The organism is Streptomyces sp. NPDC053665, from assembly GCF_055585285.1.
Map to the genome: position 1 here is coordinate 610,968 of NZ_JBVJKK010000005.1, position 24,532 is coordinate 635,499.

The 24,532-nt window shown below is 73.5% G+C and carries 24 protein-coding genes; 17 read left to right on the plus strand and 7 right to left on the minus strand.

Going from position 1 to position 24,532, the window contains the following annotated elements:
• Positions 1-48: 48 nt before the first annotated feature.
• Positions 49-1,170 (plus strand): alpha/beta hydrolase, encoded by a 1,122-nt coding sequence (locus ACZ6ZN_RS22880; RefSeq protein WP_469648833.1) that lies wholly within the window; start codon positions 49-51, stop codon positions 1,168-1,170.
• Between the two features lie 162 nt (positions 1,171-1,332).
• Positions 1,333-2,538: a hypothetical protein gene (locus ACZ6ZN_RS22885; protein ID WP_469648835.1), complete on the plus strand. Its 1,206-nt coding sequence runs from the start codon at positions 1,333-1,335 to the stop codon at positions 2,536-2,538.
• Positions 2,539-2,640: 102 nt separating this feature from the next.
• Here the strand turns inward: ACZ6ZN_RS22885 and ACZ6ZN_RS22890 are convergent, their stop codons facing one another.
• Positions 2,641-3,981: a PH domain-containing protein gene (locus ACZ6ZN_RS22890; RefSeq protein WP_469648969.1), complete on the minus strand. Its 1,341-nt coding sequence runs from the start codon at positions 3,979-3,981 to the stop codon at positions 2,641-2,643.
• Between the two features lie 62 nt (positions 3,982-4,043).
• Complete coding sequence (locus ACZ6ZN_RS22895; RefSeq protein ID WP_451876277.1) at positions 4,044-4,592, minus strand: PH domain-containing protein; 549 nt, start codon at positions 4,590-4,592, stop codon at positions 4,044-4,046.
• Positions 4,593-4,623: 31 nt separating this feature from the next.
• On the opposite strand from ACZ6ZN_RS22895, the gene ACZ6ZN_RS22900 reads away from it, so the two are divergent.
• Positions 4,624-5,775 (plus strand): NADH-quinone oxidoreductase subunit D, encoded by a 1,152-nt coding sequence (locus ACZ6ZN_RS22900; protein WP_398108783.1) that lies wholly within the window; start codon positions 4,624-4,626, stop codon positions 5,773-5,775.
• Positions 5,776-5,779: 4 nt separating this feature from the next.
• Here the strand turns inward: ACZ6ZN_RS22900 and ACZ6ZN_RS22905 are convergent, their stop codons facing one another.
• Complete coding sequence (locus ACZ6ZN_RS22905; protein WP_469648837.1) at positions 5,780-6,775, minus strand: SAM-dependent methyltransferase; 996 nt, start codon at positions 6,773-6,775, stop codon at positions 5,780-5,782.
• A 118-nt stretch (positions 6,776-6,893) separates the two neighbouring features.
• On the opposite strand from ACZ6ZN_RS22905, the gene ACZ6ZN_RS22910 reads away from it, so the two are divergent.
• Both ACZ6ZN_RS22910 and ACZ6ZN_RS22915 read left to right on the plus strand, forming a co-directional pair.
• A complete protein-coding gene (locus ACZ6ZN_RS22910; protein ID WP_398108781.1) occupies positions 6,894-8,084 on the plus strand; it encodes a sensor histidine kinase in 1,191 nt (396 codons plus the stop codon).
• 106 nt (positions 8,085-8,190) lie between these two features.
• Positions 8,191-8,862, plus strand: a complete 672-nt coding sequence (locus ACZ6ZN_RS22915; RefSeq protein ID WP_469648840.1) for a response regulator transcription factor — start codon at positions 8,191-8,193, stop codon at positions 8,860-8,862.
• Between the two features lie 27 nt (positions 8,863-8,889).
• On the opposite strand, the gene ACZ6ZN_RS22920 is transcribed toward ACZ6ZN_RS22915, so the two are convergent.
• Complete coding sequence (locus ACZ6ZN_RS22920; RefSeq protein WP_398108780.1) at positions 8,890-9,999, minus strand: DUF5937 family protein; 1,110 nt, start codon at positions 9,997-9,999, stop codon at positions 8,890-8,892.
• Positions 10,000-10,158: 159 nt separating this feature from the next.
• Between ACZ6ZN_RS22920 and ACZ6ZN_RS22925 the strand changes: the two genes are divergently transcribed.
• The gene (locus ACZ6ZN_RS22925) at positions 10,159-10,371 is read left to right on the plus strand and encodes a hypothetical protein (protein ID WP_398108779.1); all 213 of its coding nucleotides are present in this window, start codon (positions 10,159-10,161) and stop codon (positions 10,369-10,371) included.
• A 5-nt stretch (positions 10,372-10,376) separates the two neighbouring features.
• On the opposite strand, the gene ACZ6ZN_RS22930 is transcribed toward ACZ6ZN_RS22925, so the two are convergent.
• Complete coding sequence (locus tag ACZ6ZN_RS22930) at positions 10,377-11,579, minus strand: threonine aldolase family protein (RefSeq protein WP_469648843.1); 1,203 nt, start codon at positions 11,577-11,579, stop codon at positions 10,377-10,379.
• A 193-nt stretch (positions 11,580-11,772) separates the two neighbouring features.
• On the opposite strand from ACZ6ZN_RS22930, the gene ACZ6ZN_RS22935 reads away from it, so the two are divergent.
• The 10 genes from ACZ6ZN_RS22935 (at position 11,773) to ACZ6ZN_RS22980 (ending at position 20,118) form a co-directional block, all read left to right on the plus strand.
• Complete coding sequence (locus ACZ6ZN_RS22935; protein ID WP_398108777.1) at positions 11,773-12,711, plus strand: Rossmann-like and DUF2520 domain-containing protein; 939 nt, start codon at positions 11,773-11,775, stop codon at positions 12,709-12,711.
• Complete coding sequence (gene panC / locus ACZ6ZN_RS22940; protein ID WP_469648846.1) at positions 12,708-13,709, plus strand: pantoate--beta-alanine ligase; 1,002 nt, start codon at positions 12,708-12,710, stop codon at positions 13,707-13,709. The genes ACZ6ZN_RS22935 and panC overlap by 4 nt, the downstream gene beginning before the upstream one ends.
• Positions 13,706-15,415, plus strand: coding sequence for an L-aspartate oxidase (locus ACZ6ZN_RS22945; RefSeq protein ID WP_451876283.1), 1,710 nt, complete (start codon positions 13,706-13,708; stop codon positions 15,413-15,415). Before panC ends, ACZ6ZN_RS22945 begins: the two co-directional genes overlap by 4 nt.
• A 5-nt stretch (positions 15,416-15,420) precedes the next feature.
• Positions 15,421-16,395: a carboxylating nicotinate-nucleotide diphosphorylase gene (nadC, locus tag ACZ6ZN_RS22950; protein ID WP_469648849.1), complete on the plus strand. Its 975-nt coding sequence runs from the start codon at positions 15,421-15,423 to the stop codon at positions 16,393-16,395.
• A gap of 16 nt (positions 16,396-16,411) precedes the next feature.
• Entirely contained in the window at positions 16,412-17,209 is a 798-nt protein-coding gene (locus tag ACZ6ZN_RS22955) for a type III pantothenate kinase (protein WP_469648850.1), read from the plus strand.
• A 271-nt stretch (positions 17,210-17,480) separates the two neighbouring features.
• A complete protein-coding gene (locus tag ACZ6ZN_RS22960) occupies positions 17,481-18,152 on the plus strand; it encodes a hypothetical protein (protein ID WP_469648852.1) in 672 nt (223 codons plus the stop codon).
• A gap of 16 nt (positions 18,153-18,168) precedes the next feature.
• The gene (locus ACZ6ZN_RS22965; protein WP_469648854.1) at positions 18,169-18,357 is read left to right on the plus strand and encodes a hypothetical protein; all 189 of its coding nucleotides are present in this window, start codon (positions 18,169-18,171) and stop codon (positions 18,355-18,357) included.
• Positions 18,358-18,528: 171 nt separating this feature from the next.
• Entirely contained in the window at positions 18,529-18,966 is a 438-nt protein-coding gene (locus tag ACZ6ZN_RS22970) for a BlaI/MecI/CopY family transcriptional regulator (RefSeq protein WP_451876286.1), read from the plus strand.
• Positions 18,967-18,975: 9 nt separating this feature from the next.
• Positions 18,976-19,509, plus strand: a complete 534-nt coding sequence (locus ACZ6ZN_RS22975) for an amino-acid N-acetyltransferase (protein ID WP_451876287.1) — start codon at positions 18,976-18,978, stop codon at positions 19,507-19,509.
• Positions 19,510-19,782: 273 nt separating this feature from the next.
• Positions 19,783-20,118, plus strand: a complete 336-nt coding sequence (locus ACZ6ZN_RS22980) for a histone-like nucleoid-structuring protein Lsr2 (protein WP_398108768.1) — start codon at positions 19,783-19,785, stop codon at positions 20,116-20,118.
• Positions 20,119-20,127: 9 nt separating this feature from the next.
• On the opposite strand, the gene ACZ6ZN_RS22985 is transcribed toward ACZ6ZN_RS22980, so the two are convergent.
• Positions 20,128-20,826 (minus strand): SCO3374 family protein, encoded by a 699-nt coding sequence (locus tag ACZ6ZN_RS22985; RefSeq protein WP_469648857.1) that lies wholly within the window; start codon positions 20,824-20,826, stop codon positions 20,128-20,130.
• Positions 20,827-21,267: 441 nt separating this feature from the next.
• Between ACZ6ZN_RS22985 and ACZ6ZN_RS22990 the strand changes: the two genes are divergently transcribed.
• Positions 21,268-23,793 (plus strand): ATP-dependent Clp protease ATP-binding subunit, encoded by a 2,526-nt coding sequence (locus ACZ6ZN_RS22990; protein ID WP_469648859.1) that lies wholly within the window; start codon positions 21,268-21,270, stop codon positions 23,791-23,793.
• 66 nt (positions 23,794-23,859) lie between these two features.
• Here the strand turns inward: ACZ6ZN_RS22990 and ACZ6ZN_RS22995 are convergent, their stop codons facing one another.
• Positions 23,860-24,501: an HAD family acid phosphatase gene (locus ACZ6ZN_RS22995; RefSeq protein ID WP_398108765.1), complete on the minus strand. Its 642-nt coding sequence runs from the start codon at positions 24,499-24,501 to the stop codon at positions 23,860-23,862.
• Positions 24,502-24,532: the final 31 nt, after the last annotated feature.

The following is a 24,532-nucleotide window of genomic DNA, read 5'->3' on the forward strand; positions in this document are numbered from 1 at the left end:
CTGTTCGCGGGCGGTGCCGGGCGGAGAGCGCGAGCAGGTGACCGACTCATGGGTCTGACGAGTGACGCGGTGCTGGCGGCGGCGGTGCTGGCGGCGGTGCTGCTGTTCGCCGGGACGCTCGTGCTGTGGCCGCGGCTGGCCCGGCGCGGCTGGGGCGCGATGACCGGGCGGGCCGGACTGCTGCTGGCCACGCAGCTGGTGCTGTTCACGGCGGTGGGGCTGGCCGCCAACCGGGCGTTCGGCTTCTACGCGAGCTGGGCGGACCTGTTCGGGCAGGAGAAGGAGCAGGGCGTGGTCGTCGACCACACGCCGGGGCGGGACCCGTTGCGGGTGGTGGGCTCGCAGCGCGTCCCGGGTGCGGCGGGGGGTCCGGCCGCCGCGGGCCGGATCCAGCGGGTGGAGATCGCGGGCCGGACGAGCCGCATCGCCTCGCCCGCGTACGTCTATCTGCCGCCGGAGTACTTCCAGCCGCGCCACCGCACCCGGGTGTTCCCCGCCGCCGTGGTGCTCACCGGCTATCCGGGCACGGCGTCGGCGCTGGTGGACAAGCTCCACTATCCGCGCACGGCACGGGAATTGGCCCGGGCGGACCGGATGCCGCCGATGATCCTGGTGATGCTGCGGCCGACGGTGGCGCCGCCCCGCGACACCAAGTGCGTGGACGTCCCCGGCGGGCCGCGGGCGGAGTCGTTCTTCGCCGTCGATCTGCCCGGCGCGCTGCGCGGCCACTACCGGGTCGCCGGGAATCCGGGCGGACTGGGCATCGTCGGCAACTCCACCGGCGGATACTGCGCGTTGAAGATCGCCCTGCACCATCCCGGCGTGTACGGCGCGGGGGCCGGTCTCTCGGCCTACTACGAGGCGCCGCTGGACGCCACGACGGGCGATCTCTTCCGGGGCGACGAGGCGCTGCGCCGTCGCGCCGATCTGTGGTGGTACCTCGCCCACGCGCCCGCTCCCGACACCTCTCTGCTGGTCACCACCAGCAGGAAGGGCGAATCCAACTACCGGGACACCCTGCGGTTCATAGAGCGCGTGAAGGGCACCGGACGGACCCGGATCTCCTCGATCGTCCTGGAAAGCGGCGGCCACAACTTCAACACCTGGCGGCGTGAGATCCCCGCGACGCTGGAGTGGTTGGGGAAGCGCCTGGACGACACCCGGAAATGATCTTCGTAAAGGGGTGAACAGCCGATTCCGCTTCTTTCCGAGTTCTGATGGCGCGTGAGTCTCTCGGTATGGCTTTGTTTTTGCGGGGTGACTCACCACGATTCGCCTACGCGCGGTAAGTTTCTGGCCATGCCACGTGGACGTCATCGCCATTCCCCGCCCTTGCACAGGCTGTTGCCCCCGTCGGCGATCGCAGGCGTCTCCCTCGTCTGCGCCCTGGGGCCCTGGGTGTTCACGGAGCCGGTGGTGCTCCGCGCGCTGGCCGCCGCGGCCGCGGTGACGGCGGTCGTCGGCGCTGTCGTGCTGCGCCGCTGGGACACCCAGGCGGGCAGGCGCGTCGCCGATCTCGTACGCGCGCGTGCGAGCGACGAATGGCGCTTCGAGGAGCGGGTCGCCGAACTGGAGGCCGATCTCGAGGAATCGCGCGAGCTGCGCGGCAAGCTGGAGCAGCGGCTGCGCGCCAAGCGCAGCGAACTGGCCGGCCTGCGCAACGAGCACGCGGCCCTGCTGCGCCGGTACGCCACCGCCGAGAGCGAGCGCGCGAGCGTCCTGGAGGAGCGCCGGGTACTGGAGATCGAGGCGACGGCGCCGGTACGGGCCGCGCTGCCCGCGGGCGCGACGCAGGCCCCCGCCGCGGCGGACGAGGCACCGGACGACGCGCCCACCGCCGAGGAGCAGGCCGCGCCCCCCGCGGCGTTCTCCCCGGAGGGTTCCCGGCTGTTCCTGCGGGCGGCGGCCGCGCTCGCCCGGTTCGACGGCGAGAAGGTCCCCGACCCGGACGGCGGCGGGGACGGTGACGGCGGGCCGAAGGGCCGCGACGCGCAGTCCGCGCCGGAGGACGTGCCGGACGCGCAGGACGCGCAGGACGGCGAGCCGGACGGTGAGCCGGACGGGGCGCAGAAGCGGGAGCAGGAGCAGGAGCGGGAGCAGCCGGCCGCGCAGGACGGGCCGCAGGAGACGACCGGGGCGGCCGACGGGCACCAGCAGGCGACCGCCGCCGGCACCGCGCGGGGTGAGGACGCGCACCTGCCCGAGCGGGCCGGGCGGACGCCCTCCGGGCACTACACCGTGCCGACCGCCGTGGCCGTGGCGCCGCAGCAGCCGGTGCGCCGCCCGGTCGCCGAGGGCGGGTTCGACTTCTTCGGCACGAAGCAGGGCACCTCGCCGGCGGCCCTGGAGGCGGTCCAGAACGAGGACCTGGCCGACGTCGTCGGCCAGGAGGCGCTCGCCCTGCACAAGGCGGAGACCGAGGCCCGGTTCAAGCCCGCCGACGCGGAGTCCCGCGGCATCGGCCAGGTCATCGACCTGACGGCGCACGACGAGACGGAGCAGATCGACTTGAAGGGGCTGCGCAGCGCGGTCTCCTGAACCCTGGCGCCCCTCGATGTGCGCGAAGGCCCCCGGCTGCGGCCGGGGGCCTTCGCGCGTTCGGGCCTTCGGGCCTTCGCGCGTTTGCCCTACCCGGCGGGGTCAGGCCGGGTCCGTCATCCAGCGGTCCGGGCGGGCGTCGCGGCGTCCCGTGCGCGAGCGTTCGGCCTGCGCGGCCAGCAGCGCGCGGGCCTCGGCCGCGTCGCGCAGCCGGGCCGTCACCGTCTTGCCGGCGCCCGTGTCCACGTGCACGTCCGCCACGCCCCTGGCCCGCTCCCACGGCCCCTGCGACAGCCGTACGCTCTGCACCTTCGCGTGCGGGACCAGGGCGAGGGTGCGCTTCAGCAGGCCGGACCGGGCCGCGAACACCGCGTCCGTGACGGCGAGTCCGTAGCCGCGCCACCACACCGGCGTACACCAGCGGGCGCGGCGCGGGGCGGGCGACAGGGCCGGCGCCTGCGGCACGGTCACACCGGGCAGCACGCGCGTGACGACGTCCTCGGCGATCTCGCGCGGGGCGACCGGCAGCAGCACGGAGTTGGAGGAGCCCGCCACGTCCAGTTCCACGCGCACCCACGCGCGCCGCCGCCACAGCAGCGGTTCGACGATCCGCACGGTCTGCACGCGGCCCGGCGGCACCGTCTCGTGGGCCCGGTCCAGCAGGCCGTGGTCGATGCGCAGCCCGTCCGGGGACTCGCCCACCGTCCAGTCGTACTCGGTGACGAACCGCCCCACGCTGCTCGCCCCGGCCGCCCCCAGCAGCGGCAGGGCGACCGCGAGGACCGTCCACAGGCTGTGGGTGACCAGCCACAGCACCGACGGGACCACGAGCGCGGCGACCAGGGTCCACCAGGTCGCGCCGGTCAGCAGCAGGGACACGGCCAGCACGCCGGGCGGCACCCGCAGCAGCCGCCGGGACGGCGCCTCGCCCACCTCGTGGGCCGTCTCGGGGGCGAACCCGGCGGCCCGGGCGAGCAGTTCGGCGCGCAGCGCGCGTGCCTCGTCGTCGCCCAGGAAGGCCAGTTCGTCCTTCTTGTCGGTGCCTATGACGTCGAGTTTCAGCTTGGCGACGCCCGCGACCCGGGCGAGCAGGGGCTGCGTGACGTCGACGGCCTGGATCCGCTCCAGCCGGATGTGCGCGGTGCGGCGGAAGACGAGGCCGGTGCGGATGCGCAGTTCGGTCTCGGTCACCGCGAAGTGGGTGAACCACCAGGAGCAGAACCCGTAGAGGGCGGCGGCCGGGACGAGGACGGCGAGACCGATGAGCAGGGTGGTGGTCGTCAGCCGGGACAGGTTGCGCTGCGCGCCGTCGGGATCGTGCACGGCCCAGCCGACGAGCACGGCGACCGGCGCCCAGGCGCGGCGCAGAGGCGTGACGGGGTGCAGCCGCCGCTCGACGGCCCCGCCGACGACGGCCCCGCCGGCGACGTCCCCGTCGGCCACGGCTTCGCTCCGGGCCTCGCCGTCGAGCGGGTCCGTGCCGGTCCCGGCGGCCCCCGGCGGCGTCACAGGCCCGCCGATCGGGCCTCGCCCAGCTCGGTGAGCCGGTCGCGCAGGCGTTCCGCCTCGGCCGGGTCCAGGCCGGGGATGGTCGCGTCGGTCGCCGCGGCGGCCGTGTGCAGCTGCACGCTGGCCAGCCCGAAGTGCCGCTCGACGGGCCCGGAGGTGACCTCCACCAGCTGCATGCGCCCGTACGGCACGACCGTCTCCTCGCGCCACAGCACACCGCGGCTGATCAGCAGGTCGTCGGCGCGCTCGGCGTAGCGCCAGGAGCGCCAGTTGCGCTCCAGCATCCCCCAGCCCCACACGGCGAGTGCGAGCGGCGGCAGCGCGCAGGCGGCCCAGGCGGGCCCGGCCAGCAGCCCCGGCACCAGCCCCGCGGCCAGCGTGACCAGCCCGAGCCAGACGACCAGCAGCAGCCGCCGCATCCTGAGCAGTCCGGGCGGCAGGGCGATCCACTCCGGCTCGGCGGCACCGGCTGCCGTCGTTCCGGCCGCCCCGGTGGAGCCGTCCGCCCCCGTCGTGCCCGCCTCGTGCGCACTCCCCGTCTCCATGAGGCCAGCGTACGTACGAGAGACTGTGTCCATGACTCCTACGACGGAGACCACGGTCGGAATCGGCGGCGCCGCGGAGAGCACCGACATGGTGCTCAACATCGGGCCGCAGCACCCCTCCACGCACGGTGTGCTGCGGCTGAAGCTCGTCCTGGACGGCGAGCGCATCATGCACGCGGAGCCGGTCATCGGCTACATGCACCGCGGCGCGGAGAAGCTGTTCGAGGCGCGTGACTACCGTCAGATCATCATGCTCGCCAACCGCCACGACTGGCTGTCGGCGTTCTCCAACGAGCTGGGCGTCGTGCTCGCCGTGGAGCGGATGCTCGGCATGGAGGTCCCGGAGCGGGCCGTGTGGCTGCGCACGCTGCTCGCGGAGCTGAACCGGGTGCTCAACCACCTGATGTTCCTCGGCTCGTACCCCCTGGAGCTGGGCGGGATCACCCCCATCTTCTACGCGTTCCGCGAGCGCGAGGAGCTCCAGCACGTGATGGAGGAGGTCTCCGGCGGGCGCATGCACTACATGTTCAACCGCGTCGGCGGCCTCAAGGAGGACCTGCCGGCCGGCTGGACCGCACGCGCGCGTACCGCCGTCGCCGACGTCCGCTCCCGCATGGACCGCTTCGACGACCTGGTGCTGGGCAACGAGATCTTCCGCGGCCGCACCCGCGGCGTCGGCGTGCTGTCCCCGCAGGCCGTGCACGCCTACGGTGTCAGCGGGCCGATCGGCCGCGCCTCGGGCGTCGACTTCGACCTGCGCCGCGACGAGCCGTACCTCGCCTACGGCGAGCTCCAGGACACCCTGAAGGTGGTCACCCGGCAGGAGGGCGACTGCCTCGCCCGCTTCGAGTGCCTGCTCGAGCAGACGCACAACGCGCTGGACCTCGCCGACGCCTGCCTCGACCGGCTCGCCGGGCTGCCGCCCGGGCCGGTCAACCAGCGGCTGCCGAAGGTCCTCAAGGCACCCGAGGGCCACACCTACGCCTGGACCGAGAACCCCCTCGGCATCAACGGCTACTACCTGGTCAGCAAGGGCGAGAAGACCCCGTACCGGCTGAAGCTGCGCTCGGCGTCGTACAACAACATCCAGGCGCTGACGGAACTGCTGCCGGGGACGCTCGTGGCCGACATGGTGGCGATCCTGGGGTCGATGTTCTTCGTCGTCGGCGACATCGACAAGTAGGGGCTCAGCGCGGCAGCGGGTCCGCGATGCCCACCGGCTGCACCAGCCAGCCGAAGTCGCCCAGTCCGCCCGGTGCCGTCAGCTCGGCGGCCTCCCCGGCGCTCGCGAGGGCGCGTACGTATCCGGCGGGGTCGGTCGAGGCGAGCGTGAGCGGAGGGCGTGCGCCGCTCACGCCGAGGGCGTGCAGTGCCTCGCGCTGGGGGAGCAGCCGTCCGCCGGGCAGCGCGCAGGCGTCCAGGGCGACGTGCGCCGTGAGGTCGCAGGAGCCGTCCGGGACGGGTGTGGTCTCGCGTCCGTCCCGGAAGCCGGTCAGCGTCCCGTAGGGCGGCCGCGCGTCGGCGGTGTGGGCGTAGTCCACGGCGACGGCGAGCCCCCGCCGGAGCGTCCCGGCCGCCGAGGCCCACGCCTCGTCCCGGGGCAGCCCGATCTCGGCGCGCAGCCCGGGCTCGGCGTGCAGCGGCCACCAGCGCTCCAGCCAGCGGGCTTCGGCCCCGCCGACCGGGTCCCCGAGCCGCTCCACGCCGTCCCGCCGGACCAGCACCAACCGGGCCGTGCCCGTGGCGTCCACCTCCGCGACCTCGACGGGGACGTTGTCCAGCCATTCGTTGGCGAAGAGCAGCCCGGTGACCTCCCCGGGCGGCTCGGCCCGCCACTCGATCCGGTGATCGAGCCCCGGGGGCCGCCCGGCGACCTCGACGGCGCACGCGCGCGTGCGCTCCGCCACCCCGGCGGGCAGCGCGGCCAGGACGCCGGCGGCCAGTTCGCCCCGCCCGGCGGCCATGTCGACGAAGTCCAGCACCCGGGGCCGGCCCAGCGCCTCGTCGACCCGGCACAGCAGCCGCGCCACGGCCCCGGCGAACAGCGCCGAGGCGTGCACCGAGGTGCGGAAGTGCCCGGCCGGGCCCGCACCGGCCCGCCGGTAGAAGCCCCCCGGCGCGTACAGGGCTTCGTGCGCCGCCGCGCGCCACCCGCGCCACTCGTTGCCGGTTCCCGTCGTCACCGGGTCAGGCTATGCGCACACAACGCACGCAACTCCACCTTGCGGAGTACGCGCGCCCGGTCCGGATCGGCCCTCCGGTTGACCCCTGCACCTATTCCGCTTCCCTACGCTGGGTTACGTGCAGCGCCTCTATGACTTCCTCCGCAGGCACCCGACGTGGGTCGACGGCTTCTGGGCCGTGGCCCTCCTCGGGATCTCCGTGGTCGGAGGGGCGACGGGCGTCTTCGGGCCCCCCGCCGCCGCCGTCCCGCTCACGGTGCTGCTGTGCCTGGTGGTCGCGCTGCGCCGCCGCATGCCGGAGAAGATGCTGCTGCTCGCCGCCGCGGTCGGGGTGGCGCAGCTGATCACCGACGTGGAGATGACCCCCGCCGACTTCGCCATGCTGGTGATCGTCTACACCGTGGCGGCGGAGGGCGCGCGCTGGGCCTCGCGCTTCGCGCTGGCCGCCGGACTGTGCGCCGCCCCGGTGGCCCACCTGCGCTGGCCGAACGAGCAGAACGGCGTCGCGGCCAACATCGCCGCGGCCGTCTTCATGACGGTGCCCTTCGCGCTGGCCTGGGTGCTCGGCGACTCCATCCGCACCCGCCGCGCCTACTTCGCGCAGCTGGAGGAGCGGGCCGCCCGGCTGGAGAAGGAGCGCGAGGCGCAGTCCAAGGTCGCGGTCGCCGCGGAACGGGCCCGCATCGCCCGCGAGTTGCACGACGTCGTCGCGCACAACGTCTCGGTGATGGTGGTCCAGGCCGACGGCGCCGCCTACGTCCTCGACGCCGCCCCCGACCAGGCGAAGAAGGCCCTGGAGACCATCTCCTCCACCGGCCGCCAGGCCCTCGCCGAGATGCGCCGCCTGCTCGGCGTGCTGCGCACCGGGGAGCACCAGGAGGCCGGCGAGTACGTGCCGCAGCCGGACGTGCAGCAGATCGAGGACCTCGTCGAGCAGTGCCGCGGGTCGGGCCTGCCGGTCGACTTCAAGGTGGAGGGCACGCCCCGGCCGCTGCCCAGCGGCGTCGAGCTCACCGCCTACCGCATCGTGCAGGAGGCGCTCACCAACACCCGCAAGCACGGCGGCCCCAACGCGGGCGCCAGCGTGCGCCTGGTGTACTTCGACGACGGCCTCGGCCTGCTCGTCGAGGACGACGGCAAGGGCGCCCCGCACGAGCTGTACGAGGAGGGCGGGTTCGACGGCCAGGGCCACGGCCTGATCGGCATGCGCGAGCGGGTCGGCATGGTCGGCGGCACCCTGGACGCGGGCCCGCGCCCCGGCGGAGGATTCCGCATCAGTGCCCTGCTCCCGCTCAAAGCCGCGCACTGACGCCGCCGCACGCCCTCGCTGACACCTGTCACGCCCGGGGACCCGCCCCGGAACGCCCCCCACCGCACCCCCAGTGAACTGCCCTGACGACATGGAAGAGGCCCCGATGACGATCCGCGTGATGCTCGTCGACGACCAGGTGCTGCTGCGCACCGGATTCCGGATGGTGCTCGCCGCCCAGCCGGACATGGAGGTCGTCGCGGAGGCGGGCGACGGCGTCGAGGCCTTGCAGGCGCTGCGCGCCACCCAGGTCGACGTGGTGCTGATGGACGTGCGCATGCCGAAGCTGGACGGCGTGGAGACCACGCGCCGCATCTGCGCGGACCCCGACCCGCCGAAGGTCCTCATCCTGACCACCTTCGACCTCGACGAGTACGCCTTCTCCGGACTGAAGGCGGGCGCCTCGGGCTTCATGCTCAAGGACGTGCCCCCGGGCGAACTGCTCACCGCGATCCGGTCCGTGCACAGCGGTGACGCGGTCGTCGCCCCCTCCACCACCCGGCGGCTGCTGGACCGCTTCGCGCCGATGCTGCCGAGCACCGCGCAGCAGCCCCGGCACAAGGAGCTGGAGCGGCTCACCGACCGTGAGCGCGAGGTCATGGTGCTGGTCGCGCAGGGCCTGTCCAACGGCGAGATCGCGGCCCGCCTGGTGCTCTCCGAGGCGACCGTGAAGACGCACGTCGGCCGCATCCTGACCAAGCTGGGCCTCAGGGACCGCGTGCAGGTCGTCGTGCTGGCCTACGAGACGGGACTGGTCCGGGCGGGCGGGCACGGCTGAGCGTGCCGCGGGCAGCCGGAGCGCCCGCTACCTGAGGATCCCCTCCAGGAACTCGCTGCCGAGCCGGGCCACCACCGTGACGTCCAGCTGGTGCAGCACGTAGCGCCCGCGGCGGCGGGTGGTCAGCAGGCCCGCCTTCTTCAGCAGGGCCAGGTGCCGGGATATCTCCGGGGCCGTCATGCCCAGCACCTGCGCCAGCTCGCCCGTGGTGTAGGCGCTGCGGGCCAGGAAGCGGCAGATGCGCATGCGCACGGGGTGGGACAGGGCGGTCATGCGCAGCGCCAGCTGCTCGAGGCTGGGCGGGGCGGCGAGCTCGGGGGAGCCCACCGGGTAGTGCAGCACCGGCTGCCAGCCGTGGCGGTGCAGGACCATCAGGTGCGGCCAGCCCAGGCTGGTCGGCACCAGCAGCAGCCCGCCGTCGCCGGTGGTCGTGACGTCGTCCCCGCCGAGCTTGTCGACGGTGAGGCGGGTGCCCGCCGCGTCGAGCGTGATCGCCCGGGACACCGCGGCCAGCATGCCGGGCAGGCCCTTGTGCCGCAGCAGGTCCGTCTTGTGCCGGGCGTCGGCGGCCAGCTGGTGGCGCAGCCGGCCCCACGCCTCCGCGAAGAACGCCTCCTCGCAGTCCCGCAGGAACTGCCGCAGCCAGGCCCGGATCGCGGGCGGGTCGCCCAGCAGCCGCTCGGTGAAGCGCAGTTGCTGGGGTCCGCGGGCGGCGGCCAGCTCCAGCGCCCGGCGGCGCACCCCCGGGTCGGACAGCGGGGTGGGCCCGCACGTGCCGTAGCCGACGGCGCAGGTGAACTCCAGCGCCGCGTCGACGAACTGCTCATCGGACAGCTTGTCGAGCTGGTCCAGCTCCTCGGCGAGGGTGCCGCCCGGGAGCGTCCCGCTCTCCGGCAGACCCGCCCACGGCATGAACAGGTCCGAGAACGTCGACCGCCACAGGAAGTCGGCCTCGCACATCCGGTCGGCCAGATGCGGATCGAGCCGCGCGCTCACGCCCGTCACCCAGCCCTGGAGGCCCGGGTGGTGCGCGGGCTCGGACAGCGCGTGCAGCGCCATGCCCAGCTCGGCCAGGGGCGAGGGGACGACGGCGACCCTCTCCGGCCGCAGCCCGGCGATGTCGATGTGCACGCTCATGCCCTCATGGTGCACCCCGCCACCGACAACGCTCCCGACGATTGACGGCCGCCGTCAATCGACGCGACGGCGCCCCGGACGCAGGCGCACGGTGGAGGCACCGGGGCAGCCGCGGAGCCTTCGGACCTCCATCACCCCGTCCCGCAGAGGCGATCCGTCATGAGCATCACGCAGCAGTACCTCCTCGACACCTACCGCGCCCGCTCCCTGGGCGACACCGCCCCGCCCGTACCGGGCACGCACGACTGGCAGGTCGTGAAGGAGTGGCGCGACGAACGGCAGTTCCGGGCGGTCCTGGCCGGACGTCCGGTGCGCCACCGCCTCCGGGACGCCCTGGCCCGGTGGCGCAGGCACCCCGCCCGGCCCGCCTGAGCCGCTCACCGGCGCTGCGGCCGCCCCGGCAGCCGCGCCGCGAACGCGGCCACCGCCGCCCGCACGTCCTGCCCGGTCCACTCCAGCCCGGCGGCCCGCACGTGCACCTCGGTGTACGACAGCCCCGGGCCGCCCCGGGTCCAGCCGGCGCCGAACAGCTCCACGCCCGTCTCCTCGGCCGTGCGCACCGCCGCCTCGCCCGCGACGTCCGCCTCGTAGGGCAGCCACACCTGGAAGTCGTGGGTGTGCGGCACCTCCGGATGCACCCGCGCCCACGGCAGCCCGGCGGCGGCGAAGCCCTCCCGCAGGGCGGCGGCCACCACGCGCGCGTGGGCGACGTACTCCGGCAGCCGGGGCAGCTCGCGCTCCAGCCCGGCGAGCACCGACAGGACGGTCGGGAACTGCTGGAAGACCTGGCCGCCGTAGCGGTGCCGCCACACCTTGGCCTCGTCCACGAGCTGCTCCGGCCCGGCCAGGGCGGCGCCGCCGAACGCCTCCAGCGACTTGTAGAACGACACGTAGACGCTGTCGGCCAGGCCCGCGATCTCCGCCAGGGGCCGGCCGAAGTGCACGGTGGACTCCCACAGCCGGGCCCCGTCGAAGTGCACCACCGCGTCCCGCTCCCGGGCGGCCTCGACGACCTCGGTGAGCTCCTCCCAGGACGGCAGCACGAAACCGGCGTCCCGCAGCGGCAGTTCCAGCATCAGGGCGCCGAAGGGCTCCTCGAAGCCGCGCACCTCGGCGGCGGTCGGCAGCCGCGGCTCGCTCGTCACCCGCACCGGGCGCAACCCGCCGACCTCGCGCAGCGCGTTGCGCTCGTGCACCTCGGGGTGGCTGAGCCCGTGCACGGCGACCGTCCGGTCACCGGTGCGCCCCGCCCAGCAGCGCAGGGCCACCTGCTGCGCCATCGTGCCCGTCGGGAAGAACGCGGCGGCCTCCGTGCCGAGCAGTCCGGCGACCTTCCGCTCCAGGGCCTCCACGACGCCGCCGCCGTAGACGTCGGACGGCTCGTCCAGGTCGTGGAGGTCCCCCGCGTCCGCCAGCAGCGCCAGGCGCTCGCGGAGCGTGCGGTGGAAACCGAAGCGGGCGAGCACCCGCCGTGCGCCGCGGTGGGCGGCCAGCCGCCGCTCCCGCAGCCCCGGCCCCCGCGCGTCCTCGTCCCGCTCCCGGTCCGCCGCCCGTCCGTCGTGCTCCGCCGTGTCAGTCATGCCCCGGATCCTCTCCCGCGCGCGTGCGGCCGGGCACCCGGGTTTTCCGCAGCCGTTCACCGCGTCCGGGGGCGAGGCCCCGGACGGTGTGCACAGCCTGTGGACGGCCGGACACCCCGCCGACCGATAGCGTTAACATGACGAGAAATCGTCCGGTACCCGGAGCGGACTGGAACGGGAAGGCCGCCGTCGAGTGAACACAACCCCACAGCCAGACCCCAAGGACCGCCCCGCACGGCTCACCGTCGGCGTCATCGGCGCCGGGCGCGTCGGACCCGCTCTGGCGGCGTCCCTCCAGCTCGCCGGGCACCGGCCGGTCGCCGTCTCCGCGGTCTCCGAGCGCTCCCGCCGCCGCGCCGCCGAGCTGCTGCCCGACGTGCCGGTGCTGCCGCCCGCCGAGGTCCTGGAGCGCTCCGACCTCGTGCTGCTGACGGTCCCCGACGACGCCCTGCCCGGCCTGGTCTCCGGCCTCGCCGACACCGGCTCCGTCCGGCCGGGCCAGCTGCTCGTCCACACCTCCGGGCGGTACGGGGCGCGCGTCCTCGACCCGGCCCTGCGCGCCGGTGCCCTGCCGCTCGCCCTGCACCCCGCGATGACCTTCACCGGCACACCCGTGGACGTCCAGCGCCTGGCCGGCTGCTCCTTCGGCGTCACCGCCCCCGAGGAGCTGCGCCTGGCCGCCGAGGCCCTGGTCATCGAGATGGGCGGCGAGCCGGAGTGGATCGCCGAGGAGAACCGCCCGCTCTACCACGCGGCCCTCGCCCTGGGCGCCAACCACCTGGTCACCCTGGTCGCCCAGTCCATGGAGCTGCTGCGCACCGCCGGGGTCTCCGCCCCCGACCGGATGCTCGGGCCGCTGCTCGGCGCGGCCCTGGACAACGCCCTGCGCTCCGGCGACGCGGCCCTGACCGGCCCCGTCGCGCGCGGGGACGCGGGCACGGTCGCCGCGCACGTCACCGAGCTGCGCCGGCACGCCCCGCAGACCGTCGCCGGCTACCTGGCGATGGCCCGCGCCACCGCCGACCGGGCCCTGGCGCACGGAATGCTGAAGCCGGAACTCGCCGAGGACCTCCTCGGGGTACTCGCCCACGGCACCGACGGGACCGACGGCACCGAAGGGGACACCCGATGACCACCACCCTGCTGCGCACCGCCGGTGAACTGCACGCACGCGTGCGCAAGGGCCGCCGCGCCGTGGTGATGACCATGGGCGCCCTGCACGAGGGCCACGCCACGCTCGTGCGCACCGCACGCGAGCTGGCCGGGCCGGACGGCGAGGTCGTCGTCACCGTGTTCGTCAACCCGCTGCAGTTCGGCGCGGGCGAGGACCTCGACCGCTACCCGCGCACCCTGGACGCCGACCTCGCGCTGGCCGGGCGGTCCGGCGCGGACGTCGTGTTCGCCCCGGCCGTCGAGGAGGTCTACCCGGGCGGCGAGCCCCAGGTCCGCATCAGCGCGGGACCGATGGGCGAGCGCCTGGAGGGCTCCTCCCGGCCGGGCCACTTCGACGGCATGCTCACCGTCGTCGCCAAGCTGCTGCACCTCACCCGCCCGGACATCGCCCTGTACGGCCAGAAGGACGCCCAGCAGCTCGCCCTGATCCGCCGCATGGTGCGCGACCTGAACTTCGGCGTGGAGATCGCCGGCGTCCCCACCGTCCGCGAGGAGGACGGACTGGCCCTGTCCAGCCGCAACCGCTACCTGTCGGCCCCCGAGCGGCGCACGGCCCTGGCCCTGTCCCGGGCCCTGTTCGCGGGCCGGGACCGGCACGCCGCGCAGGAGGCGCTGCGCGCCCGGGCCCGGGAGGTGCCCGCCACGCGCGCGCGTGCCGAGGCGCTCAGCGCCCTCGGCGAGTCCCGCGCGGCGGCCGACACGCACGCGGTCGCCACGGCCGCCCCGGGCCGCCCCGCGGCCGTCCGCGCGGCGGCCCGCCAGGTCCTGGACGAGGCCGCCCGGCTGGACCCGCCGCTGAAGCTGGACTACCTCGCCCTGGTCGACCCGTCCGACTTCACCGAGATCGGCGAGGACTTCGCCGGTGAGGCGGTCCTCGCCGTCGCCGCCCGGGTCGGCACCACCCGGCTGATCGACAACATCCCGCTCACCTTCGGAACCCTCGGAGCCGCCTCGTGACCACCACAGGCATACGACTGCACGCCCCCGCCCCCGGGTGGTCCCTCACCGCGGACGTGGTCGTCGTCGGTTCCGGGGTCGCGGGCCTGACCGCCGCCCTGCGCTGCGAGGCCGCGGGGCTGCGCACCGTGGTGGTGACCAAGGCCCGGCTCGACGACGGCTCCACCCGCTGGGCCCAGGGCGGCATCGCCGCGGCCCTGGGCGAGGGCGACACCCCCGAGCAGCACCTGGAGGACACCCTGGTCGCCGGGGCGGGCCTGTGCGACGAGGAGGCGGTCCGCATCCTCGTCACCGAGGGCCCCGACGCGGTGCGCCGCCTCATCGGGACCGGCGCCCGGTTCGACGCGTCCCCCGCGGGCGAACTGGAACTGACCCGCGAGGGCGGTCACCACCGCCGCCGCATCGCCCACGCCGGCGGCGACGCCACCGGCGCCGAGATCTCCCGCGCCCTGGTCGAGGCGGTCCGCGCGCGCGGCATGCGCACCGTGGAGAACGCCCTCGTCCTGGACCTCCTCACCGACGCCGAGGGACGCACGGCGGGCGTGACCCTGCACGTCATGGGGGAGGGCCAGCACGACGGGGTCGGCGCCGTGCACGCCCCCGCGGTGGTGCTGGCCACCGGCGGCATGGGCCAGGTGTTCTCCGCCACCACCAACCCCTCGGTCTCCACCGGCGACGGCGTGGCCCTGGCCCTGCGCGCGGGCGCCGAGGTCAGCGACCTGGAGTTCGTCCAGTTCCACCCCACGGTCCTCTTCCTCGGCCCGGACGCCGAGGGCCAGCAGCCGTTGGTCTCCGAGGCGGTGCGCGGCGAGGGCGCCCACCTGGTCGACGCCGACGGCGTGCGCTTCATGGTCGGGCAGCACGAACTGGCCGAGCTCGCCCCCCGCGACATCGTCGCCAAGGGCATCACGCGCCGTATGCAGGAGCGCGGCGCCGAGCACATGTACCTCGACGCCCGGCACTTCGGCGCCGAGATGTGGGAGCGCCGCTTCCCGACGATCCTCGCCGCCTGCCGCGCCCACGGCATCGACCCGGTCACCGAGCCCGTCCCGGTCGCCCCGGCCGCCCACTACGCCTCCGGCGGCGTGCGCACCGACTCCCACGGCCGTACGACCGTGCCCGGCCTGTACGCGTGCGGCGAGGTGGCCTGCACCGGCGTGCACGGCGCCAACCGCCTCGCCTCCAACAGCCTCCTCGAAGGCCTGGTCTACGCCGAGCGCATCGCCGCCGACATCGCCGCGGCCGGCCCGCACGCGCGCGTGCCGCACCCCCTGCCGCACCCCGAGATCCCCGAGCACCCCCTGCAGAGCCCCGAGGCCCGCCTCACGATCCAGCGGATCATGACGAACGGCGCGGGCGTCCTGCGCTCCGCCGACTCCCTCACCCGCGCCGCCGACCAGCTGGAGCGGCTGCACGCGGACGCCCGCGAGGCCCTCACCGAGCACGGCAAGACGGCCGAGCCCGGCACCGACACCTGGGAGGCCACGAACCTGCTGTGCGTGGCCCGCGTCCTGGTCGCCGCCGCCCGGCTGCGCGAGGAGACCCGGGGCTGCCACTGGCGCGAGGACCGCCCCGAGCGCGACGACACGGCCTGGCGCCGCCACATCGTCGTACGCCTCAACCCCGACCGCACGCTGGCCGTGCACACCACGGACACCACACACTTCCCTACGACTTGCCCGCCCCAGGCCCCCCAGGAGCAGTGACCGACGTGAGCACCCACGACCTTCCCCTCGCCCCCTCCGGAGGCTGCGGCGACGGCTGCGCCTGCGGCGCGGACGACGAGGCGTACCTGGAGTGCGGGCTGGACCCCGCGCTCGCCCAGCTCCTGGCCGACGCCGGCCTCGACCCCGTCGAGGTCGAGGACATCGCCAACGTGGCCCTCCAGGAGGACCTGGCGCACGGCGTGGACGTGACCACGGTCGCGACCATCCCCGAGGACGCGGTGGCCACCGCCGACTTCACCGCCCGCGAGGCGGGCGTCGTGGCCGGACTGCGCGTCGCCGAGGCGGTCGTGTCGGTCGTCTGCGAGGAGGAGCTGGAGATCGAGCGGCACGCGGAGGACGGCGACCGCGTGGAGGCGGGCCAGAAGCTGCTGTCGGTCACCACCCGCACCCGCGACCTGCTCACGGCCGAGCGCAGCGCGCTGAACATCCTGTGCCGCCTGTCGGGCGTCGCCACGGCCACGCGCGCGTGGGCGGACGCCCTGGACGGCACGAAGGCCAAGGTCCGCGACACCCGCAAGACCACCCCGGGCCTGCGCAGCCTGGAGAAGTACGCGGTCCGCTGCGGCGGCGGCGTCAACCACCGGATGTCGCTGTCGGACGCGGCCCTGGTCAAGGACAACCACGTGGTCGCCGCGGGCGGCGTCGCCGAGGCCTTCCAGGCGGTGCGCGAACGCTTCCCCGAGGTCCCCATCGAGGTCGAGGTCGACACCCTGCACCAGCTCCGCGAGGTGCTGGACGCCGGCGCCGACCTGATCCTGCTGGACAACTTCACGCCCGCCGAGTGCGAGGAGGCCGTCGCGATCGTCCAGGGCCGCGCCGCCCTGGAGGCCTCCGGCCGGCTCACCCTCGGCAACGCCCGGGCGTACGCGGACACCGGCGTCGACTACCTCGCCGTCGGAGCCCTCACCCACTCCTCGCCGATCCTGGACATCGGCCTGGACCTGCGGCCGGCGGAGTAGGGGAGCGGGTAGGGCCATGCTGCTGACGATCGACGTAGGAAACACCCACACCGTCCTGGGCCTGTTCGACGGCGACGAGATCGTCGAACACTGGCGCATCTCCACGGACGCGCGCCGCACCGCCGACGAACTCGCGGTCCTCCTCCAGGGCCTGATGGGCATGCATCCGCTCCTGGGCGACGAACTCGGCGACGGCATCGACGGCATCGCCATCTGCGCGACCGTCCCCTCGGTCCTGCACGAACTGCGCGAGGTGACCCGCCGCTACTACGGCGACGTGCCGGCGGTGCTGGTCGAGCCCGGCGTGAAGACCGGCGTCCCGATCCTCATGGACAACCCCAAGGAGGTCGGCGCGGACCGCATCATCAACGCGGTCGCGGCGGTCGAGCTCTACGGCGGCCCCGCGATCGTCGTCGACTTCGGCACGGCGACGACGTTCGACGCGGTCAGCGCGCGCGGCGAGTACGTCGGCGGCGTCATCGCCCCCGGCATCGAGATCTCCGTCGAGGCCCTGGGCGTCCGCGGCGCCCAGCTCCGCAAGATCGAGGTGGCCCGGCCGCGCAGCGTCATCGGCAAGAACACGGTCGAGGCGATGCAGTCGGGCATCGTCTACGGGTTCGCCGGCCAGGTGGACGGCGTCGTCAATCGCGTGGCCCGCGAACTGGCGGAGGACCCCGACGACGTCACCGTCATCGCGACGGGCGGCCTGGCCCCGATGGTCCTGGGCGAGTCCTCGGTCATCGACGAGCACGAGCCGTGGCTGACCCTCGTCGGCCTGCGCCTGGTGTACGAGCGCAACGTCTCCCGCCTGTGACCGTCCGACACGCCGCGCCCCGATAACGCCCCCCGGGCCCCCGACCGCCGCGGCCCCGCCCCCAGCCGGGCGTGGCCCGCGGCGGTCCCCGCTCCCGACACGCCCTGGGCCCCGGCCGGTGGTCTGGTTCACGCATGCCAAGGGCCGGGCGCCGGAACGGCCCGCCGCCGCTGCGCCGGGGTGCGGTCCCCTGCCCGGCCAGGCGGGTGGTTGCCCCCGCCACACCCGCCCGCTATGCGCGATTTGTCTGATTAGCGCGTATCGTCGCCGCATGCCCACGCCCTACGGATCCCGCGGCGGCATGGCGTTCGGCCCGGAGGAGCTGTGTGTGCTCCGCCGCGCTCTCGCCCTCGCCCTCCATCCCGCCCCCGCCACGCCCGACGACGTCCGCGACTGTCTCCGCCTCGCGGAGTCGCTGGACGAGGCCCAGCGGGAGGGAGCCAGGCTGCGCGCCTTCCTCGTGGCCGACCTGGGCCGGTACCGCGCGGCCCTCCCCGGCACCGCGGCCGGCTACCTCGCCCTGCTGGACGAGGCCCTGGCCGCCGGCCACCGCCCCGGCCCCGACGACCTGGCCGCCCTGCGCGCCCTGCGCGGCAACCCCGCGGCGGCGGCCCTCCTGGACCGCTGTGCGACCACCCCGGCCCCCCGGACCGCCCCGGCCGCGGCCCTCACGGCCACCGTCCCGGCCTCCCGCACGCGCGGCCGCGCCCGCACCGCCGGTCCCGCCCGCCTCCTTGCCCTGCCCGGCGGGGTCGGCCGGCAGCCCGAGAAGAGGCCCGCGCGCAAGCCGGACCCGGCCAAGCCCGCTCCCGCGCCCTCCCCGGCCCCCGGTCCCGGCACGCCGAAGCCCTCCCGTCCGATCCCCACCCCGGGCGAGGTCTTCCCGCGCCGCAAGCCCGCCCCGCCGCCCCCGCCGAGCCCCCAGCAGCTCGCCGCGGGCTGACGGCTACCCTGGATCCATGGACTACGTCTCCGCGCTCCTGCCCCCGGTCGTCATGGCCGCGTTCTTCATCGGCGTGATCCGGGTGATCGTGAAGACCCAGGGCGGCGCCAACAAGACCAAGGAGGACGCGGCCGTGGACGCCGCCCTCGCGCGCGTGGACGGCGCCCGCCCGTCCTCCGCGACGCCCCCCGGCGCCGAGGCCTGACCGCACCCCTCCCACCTCACGGCGTACGACTCCACGAGCCCGCTCGGCCGAGTCGTACGCCCTTTTTGTTCCCGTTCGCCGCTGAAGCGCACGTCCGCCACGCCATTACCGAGTTCTCCCACTATTGTGCTGAGGGTGCCTCGCCCATTGGGAGAACTCGAAGACGCGGTCATGTCGCGGGTGTGGAAGTGGAACCGCCCGGTGACCGTTCGAGAAGTCCTGGAAGATCTCCAGAAGGAGCGGTCCATCGCCTACACCACGGTGATGACCGTTTTGGACAATCTCCATCAGAAGGGCTGGGTGCGCCGCGAGGCGGAAGGCCGTGCCTATCGATATGAGGCCGTCTCCACCCGGGCCGCCTACGCCGCCGCCCTCATGAACGACGCCTGGTCGCAGAGCGACAACCCCGCCGCCGCTCTCGTCGCGTTCTTCGGGATGATGAGCCAGGAACAGCGCCAGGCGCTCACCGATGCCGTACGCATCGTGCAGGGCCCGGAAACCCGGGAACCCGCCGCGCCGCCGGAATCCCCCGCACCGGCACAACCCGCACCACCCCCGGAAGACCTCCCGCAGAACCCCGCCTCCCCTTCGGACCCCCGCGGGCGATAGCGTCCCGGCATGTCCGCGAAGAGCCCCGAACCCACCGCAAAAGCCATCACCGTCCGGCGGGCCCGCACGAGCGATGTCCCGGCGGTGCGCCGCCTCCTCGACGCCTACGTCCGCGGCGGCATCCTGCTCGACAAAGCGACGGTCACGCTTTACGAGGACATCCAGGAGTTCTGGGTCGCCGAACGGGACGACAACGCCGAGGTCGTCGGCTGCGGCGCACTGCACGTGATGTGGGAAGACCTCGCCGAAGTGCGCACTCTCGCGGTCAAGCCCGGCCTCAAGGGCTCGGGCGTCGGGCACCGGGTGCTGGAGAAGTTGCTCCAGACCGCGCGACGGCTCGGTGTTCGACGCGTTTTCTGCCTGACCTTCGAAGTCGACTTCTTCGCCAAGCACGGCTTCGTGGAGATCGGCGAGACGCCCGTGGACACCGATGTCTACGCGGAGCTGCTGCGTTCCTATGACGAGGGTGTCGCGGAGTTCCTCGGTCTCGAACGAGTGAAACCGAACACCTTGGGCAACAGCCGGATGCTTCTGCATCTGTGATCGCCGGGATCGACGGCACACCCCGCGAAGGCGGTCCCGGCCCGGTTCGTCAAGACATATTCCGCGGGGCCACCCTGCCCCGGTCGCCTATGTCCGAAACGCGCACGTTTCCGGACGGAGTCGGGGCCACCGGTCTCTGCCGGGGGTTTGTGTTTTTCCGGCAAAAGCGGTTTGCTTTCCGACGTACTGCAGTACTGCATATAACAGGGGACGGCGATACGGCGGATGCCGGCACTCCCCCGGCCCTTGAAGATATCGATGAAAGGAAATCCGGTGGCACAGAAGGTTCAGGTCCTTCTTGTCGACGACCTCGACGGCGGCGAGGCGGACGAGACCGTGACGTTCGCGCTGGACGGCAAGACGTACGAGATCGATCTCACCACCGCCAATGCGGACAAGCTCCGTGACCTTCTCGAGCCTTACGTGAAGGGCGGTCGTCGTACCGGAGGCCGTGCCTCGGGCGGGCGCGGCAAGCCGCGCGCGGCCTCGGGCGGCAGCCAGGACACCGCGGCCATCCGCGCGTGGGCGAAGGAGAACGGTTACGAGGTCAACGACCGCGGCCGGGTCCCCGCGACCATCCGCGAGGCGTACGAGAAGGCCAACGGCTGAACAGCGGCACTACCGGCCCTGCGCGGGCAAGGCCGGTGGCCGGGCGCCCGCGCGCCGCAGCCGGATCCGGTGGCAGCACGTGGCCACCGTGTCCACGAGCCGTACGAGATCGGGGGCATCCCCACCGCCCCCCAGCGCCGACAGCGTCGGCAGCGAGGCCTCGACCTCGCATCCCGGCTCGGGGGGCCGCAGCCACACGGCGGCCCCCTGGGAACCGACCCGCCCGCCGGACCGGGGACGCCTCGTGACCACCCCGGGGCCCTCCGACCCGTGGCACGCCCCCGTGCCCGGCCCGTCCGGCCGCGGCGCCTCCATGAGGCCCCCCGTGCCGACCGCCGTCAGGTCCAGCGGCAGCGTCCCCCAGTCCAGCCACTCCAACAGCCCCGGCAGCTCCTCCGCGCTGCCCGGCGCCACCAGCAGCCGGGCGCGGGGACCCTGGACGGCCACGGGGGAGCCGGGCGCCAGATGCCGCAGGGCGGCCCGGCCCGCCTCGACCGGCACGTCCAGGACGTCGAAGCGCACGCCCACCACCAGCCGCAGCGGTTCCCCGGGCGCCGTCGGCCAGCCCAGCCCGTCCTCGTACCACCGCCGGACCCGGTCGCCCGGCTGTGGGCCCGTCCCGCCGGGGGCGGCCGGATCGAGCGGCCGGCGGGGGAGCGGAAGGAGCCGGGACGCGGCGGGGGCGACAGCGTGCGGGGTGCCGGACATGCCGAGTGCAACAGCCGCGAGGCCCTCCGGGTTACGCTGGGTCGCGCCGTGCGCGCACAGAGTGCCCGAACGGGGGCGTCCGGGGGGCTCGGGGAGGCGCAAGGTTGTTCGCCCGTAGCGGAGGGGAAGGGTGCGCCCGGCATGGACTCGAGGTCCGCGCGGGTAAGACATGCCTAGTGGGAGGGGGCGACACGCAGGAAAGGACGTCTCACGTTCGCCATCGGCGTACTGGCGAGTGGGGTATCTGCCTGGCCTGCGGGAACATCGTCTCGCACCATCGGGTTGGAGGAGATGTCGGCGTTCGGGGTCAGGAGGCAGTGTTGGTTCTCGGTCCGGTGTCGGCAGTTGGAATGAGCGGTCCCCGCTTGCGGGACTAAGCTGCGGAAGGACAGGGAGGGGAAGTTCCCCCCACTGCCTGACCGCTCTGAGGAGCGATTAACGATGTTCGAGAGGTTCACCGACCGCGCGCGGCGGGTTGTCGTCCTGGCTCAGGAAGAAGCCCGGATGCTCAACCACAACTACATCGGCACTGAGCACATCCTCCTGGGCCTGATCCACGAGGGTGAAGGTGTCGCCGCCAAGGCCCTTGAGAGCCTCGGGATTTCGCTCGAGGCGGTCCGCCAGCAGGTGGAGGAGATCATCGGCCAGGGCCAGCAGGCCCCGTCCGGCCACATCCCCTTCACCCCCCGTGCCAAGAAGGTCCTGGAGCTGTCGCTCCGCGAGGCCCTTCAGCTGGGCCACAACTACATCGGCACGGAGCACATCCTGCTCGGCCTGATCCGGGAGGGCGAGGGTGTCGCCGCCCAGGTCCTCGTGAAGCTGGGCGCCGACCTGAACCGTGTGCGGCAGCAGGTCATCCAGCTGCTCTCCGGTTACCAGGGCAAGGAGACCGCCACCGCCGGCGGTCCTGCCGAGGGCACGCCCTCCACGTCCCTGGTCCTCGACCAGTTCGGCCGGAACCTCACCCAGGCCGCTCGTGAGTCCAAGCTCGACCCGGTCATCGGGCGCGAGAAGGAGATCGAGCGGGTCATGCAGGTGCTGTCCCGCCGTACGAAGAACAACCCGGTGCTGATCGGTGAGCCCGGCGTCGGCAAGACCGCCGTCGTCGAGGGCCTCGCCCAGGCCATCGTCAAGGGCGAGGTGCCCGAGACCCTCAAGGACAAGCACCTCTACACCCTGGACCTCGGCGCCCTGGTCGCCGGCTCCCGCTACCGCGGTGACTTCGAGGAGCGCCTGAAGAAGGTGCTCAAGGAGATCCGCACCCGCGGCGACATCATCCTGTTCATCGACGAGCTGCACACGCTGGTCGGTGCGGGTGCCGCCGAGGGCGCCATCGACGCGGCCTCCATCCTCAAGCCGATGCTGGCCCGCGGTGAGCTCCAGACCATCGGTGCGACCACGCTGGACGAGTACCGCAAGCACCTGGAGAAGGACGCGGCCCTGGAGCGCCGCTTCCAGCCCATCCAGGTCGCGGAGCCGTCCCTGCCGCACACCATCGAGATCCTCAAGGGTCTGCGCGACCGGTACGAGGCCCACCACCGCGTCTCCATCACGGACGAGGCGCTGGTCCAGGCCGCCACGCTGGCCGACCGGTACATCTCGGACCGCTTCCTGCCGGACAAGGCGATCGACCTGATCGACGAGGCCGGTTCCCGGATGCGCATCCGCCGGATGACCGCGCCGCCGGACCTGCGCGAGTTCGACGAGAAGATCGCCGGTGTCCGCCGCGACAAGGAGTCCGCGATCGACTCGCAGGACTTCGAGAAGGCCGCCTCCCTGCGCGACAAGGAGAAGCAGCTCCTCGCCGCGAAGGCCAAGCGGGAGAAGGAGTGGAAGGCCGGCGACATGGACGTCGTCGCCGAGGTCGACGGCGAGCTGATCGCCGAGGTCCTCGCGACCGCCACCGGCATCCCGGTCTTCAAGCTCACCGAGGAGGAGTCCTCCCGCCTGCTGCGCATGGAGGAGGAGCTCCACAAGCGGGTCATCGGCCAGAACGACGCCGTCAAGGCGCTGTCGAAGGCGATCCGCCGTACGCGTGCCGGTCTGAAGGACCCCAAGCGCCCCGGTGGCTCGTTCATCTTCGCCGGCCCGTCCGGTGTCGGTAAGACCGAGCTGTCCAAGGCGCTCGCCGAGTTCCTCTTCGGCGACGAGGACGCGCTGATCTCCCTCGACATGTCGGAGTTCAGCGAGAAGCACACGGTCTCCCGTCTCTTCGGTTCGCCCCCCGGATACGTGGGCTACGAGGAGGGCGGCCAGCTGACGGAGAAGGTGCGCCGCAAGCCGTTCTCGGTCGTCCTCTTCGACGAGGTCGAGAAGGCCCACCCGGACATCTTCAACTCGCTGCTGCAGATCCTGGAGGACGGTCGCCTGACCGACTCCCAGGGCCGGGTCGTGGACTTCAAGAACACGGTCATCATCATGACGACCAACCTCGGCACCCGGGACATCTCCAAGGGCTTCAACCTGGGCTTCGCGGCCTCGGGTGACACGAAGACCAACTACGAGCGCATGAAGAACAAGGTCCAGGACGAGCTCAAGCAGCACTTCCGGCCCGAGTTCCTCAACCGCGTCGACGACGTGGTCGTCTTCCCGCAGCTCAGCCAGGACGACATCCTCAAGATCGTCGACCTGATGATCGGCAAGGTGGACGAGCGCCTGAAGGACCGGGACATGGGCATCGAGCTCTCCCAGTCCGCCAAGGAGCTGCTGTCCAAGAAGGGCTACGACCCCGTGCTGGGTGCGCGTCCGCTGCGCCGCACCATCCAGCGCGAGATCGAGGACTCGCTGTCGGAGAAGATCCTCTTCGGCGAGCTGCGTCCCGGTCACATCGTGGTCGTGGACACGGAGGGCGAGGGCGAGACCAAGACCTTCACCTTCCGCGGCGAGGAGAAGTCGGCCCTGCCGGACGTCCCGCCGATCGAGCAGGCGGCCGGTGGCACCGGTCCGAACCTGAGCAAGGACGCGTAAGCGTCACGGTCCGACGAGAAGGGGCCGGTGCCGAAAGGCACCGGCCCCTTCCGCGTGTCCGGGCCCCTACGACAGCTGCCCGCCGTAGTCCGGCAGCTTGAACGCCTTCTCGGCGTGGCCGCCGGACAGGTCTGTGGCGCTGTTGCCGATGTTCGCGATGATCGTGTAGCCCTTCTTCTCGATCGAGACGCGCTGGGCCGTCTTGTAGTCCGCGACGTTCTTGAACAGGTCGATGAAGTTGCGCACGTACAGGCCGGAGACGCGGTAGCCGGCCTGCTTGAGGTTGTAGTCGGTGAAGGCGTAGACGATGTCCGGGCGCGCGGTGACGAAGAACAGGGCCACTCCGCGCTCCTGGGCGTATCTGGCGGCCTCCAGGACCGGCCTGTTGGCCGGCTGCGGGTAGCTGAAGCCGAAGTCGGTCTCCAGCGTCGTGTTGTCGATGTCGAAGACGATGGCCTGCTTCTCGCCCGGCTTCGTCGCCGCGATCCGCTGCTGGAGATAGGGCAGCGCCTGGTCCATCACGGCCTGGCAGTCCTTCTGCCAGGTGCCGTAGTCGACGTCCGCCGCGGTGGCCGCGGTGGCGGTCACGGCGGCGGTGGAGGCCCGGTCGGCGGTCGTGGCGTCGGCCGGTGCGGCCATCGCCACGAGGGCGGCCGCCGAGACGGCGGTCACTGATGCGCGGCGCAACCAGGGGCGTCGGATCTGCATGTCGTGGGGGTCCTCTCACGTCCGTGACGCT

Excerpts from the sequence above, each read along its gene's own strand:
- ACZ6ZN_RS22930 (WP_469648843.1), bottom strand. The coding sequence starts at position 11,579 with ATGACTGACACGGCGGAGCACGACGGACGGGCGGCGGACCGGGAGCGG.
- ACZ6ZN_RS22995 (WP_398108765.1), bottom strand. The coding sequence starts at position 24,501 with ATGCAGATCCGACGCCCCTGGTTGCGCCGCGCATCAGTGACCGCCGTC.
- ACZ6ZN_RS22990 (WP_469648859.1), top strand. The coding sequence starts at position 21,268 with ATGTTCGAGAGGTTCACCGACCGCGCGCGGCGGGTTGTCGTCCTGGCT.
- ACZ6ZN_RS22895 (WP_451876277.1), bottom strand. The coding sequence starts at position 4,592 with ATGGAGACGGGGAGTGCGCACGAGGCGGGCACGACGGGGGCGGACGGC.
- ACZ6ZN_RS22925 (WP_398108779.1), top strand. The coding sequence starts at position 10,159 with ATGAGCATCACGCAGCAGTACCTCCTCGACACCTACCGCGCCCGCTCC.
- ACZ6ZN_RS22900 (WP_398108783.1), top strand. The coding sequence starts at position 4,624 with ATGACTCCTACGACGGAGACCACGGTCGGAATCGGCGGCGCCGCGGAG.
- ACZ6ZN_RS22880 (WP_469648833.1), top strand. The coding sequence starts at position 49 with ATGGGTCTGACGAGTGACGCGGTGCTGGCGGCGGCGGTGCTGGCGGCG.
- ACZ6ZN_RS22965 (WP_469648854.1), top strand. The coding sequence starts at position 18,169 with ATGGACTACGTCTCCGCGCTCCTGCCCCCGGTCGTCATGGCCGCGTTC.
- ACZ6ZN_RS22955 (WP_469648850.1), top strand. The coding sequence starts at position 16,412 with ATGCTGCTGACGATCGACGTAGGAAACACCCACACCGTCCTGGGCCTG.
- ACZ6ZN_RS22985 (WP_469648857.1), bottom strand. The coding sequence starts at position 20,826 with ATGTCCGGCACCCCGCACGCTGTCGCCCCCGCCGCGTCCCGGCTCCTT.
- ACZ6ZN_RS22960 (WP_469648852.1), top strand. The coding sequence starts at position 17,481 with ATGCCCACGCCCTACGGATCCCGCGGCGGCATGGCGTTCGGCCCGGAG.
- ACZ6ZN_RS22970 (WP_451876286.1), top strand. The coding sequence starts at position 18,529 with ATGTCGCGGGTGTGGAAGTGGAACCGCCCGGTGACCGTTCGAGAAGTC.
- ACZ6ZN_RS22975 (WP_451876287.1), top strand. The coding sequence starts at position 18,976 with ATGTCCGCGAAGAGCCCCGAACCCACCGCAAAAGCCATCACCGTCCGG.
- ACZ6ZN_RS22920 (WP_398108780.1), bottom strand. The coding sequence starts at position 9,999 with ATGAGCGTGCACATCGACATCGCCGGGCTGCGGCCGGAGAGGGTCGCC.
- ACZ6ZN_RS22915 (WP_469648840.1), top strand. The coding sequence starts at position 8,191 with ATGACGATCCGCGTGATGCTCGTCGACGACCAGGTGCTGCTGCGCACC.
- panC (WP_469648846.1), top strand. The coding sequence starts at position 12,708 with ATGACCACCACCCTGCTGCGCACCGCCGGTGAACTGCACGCACGCGTG.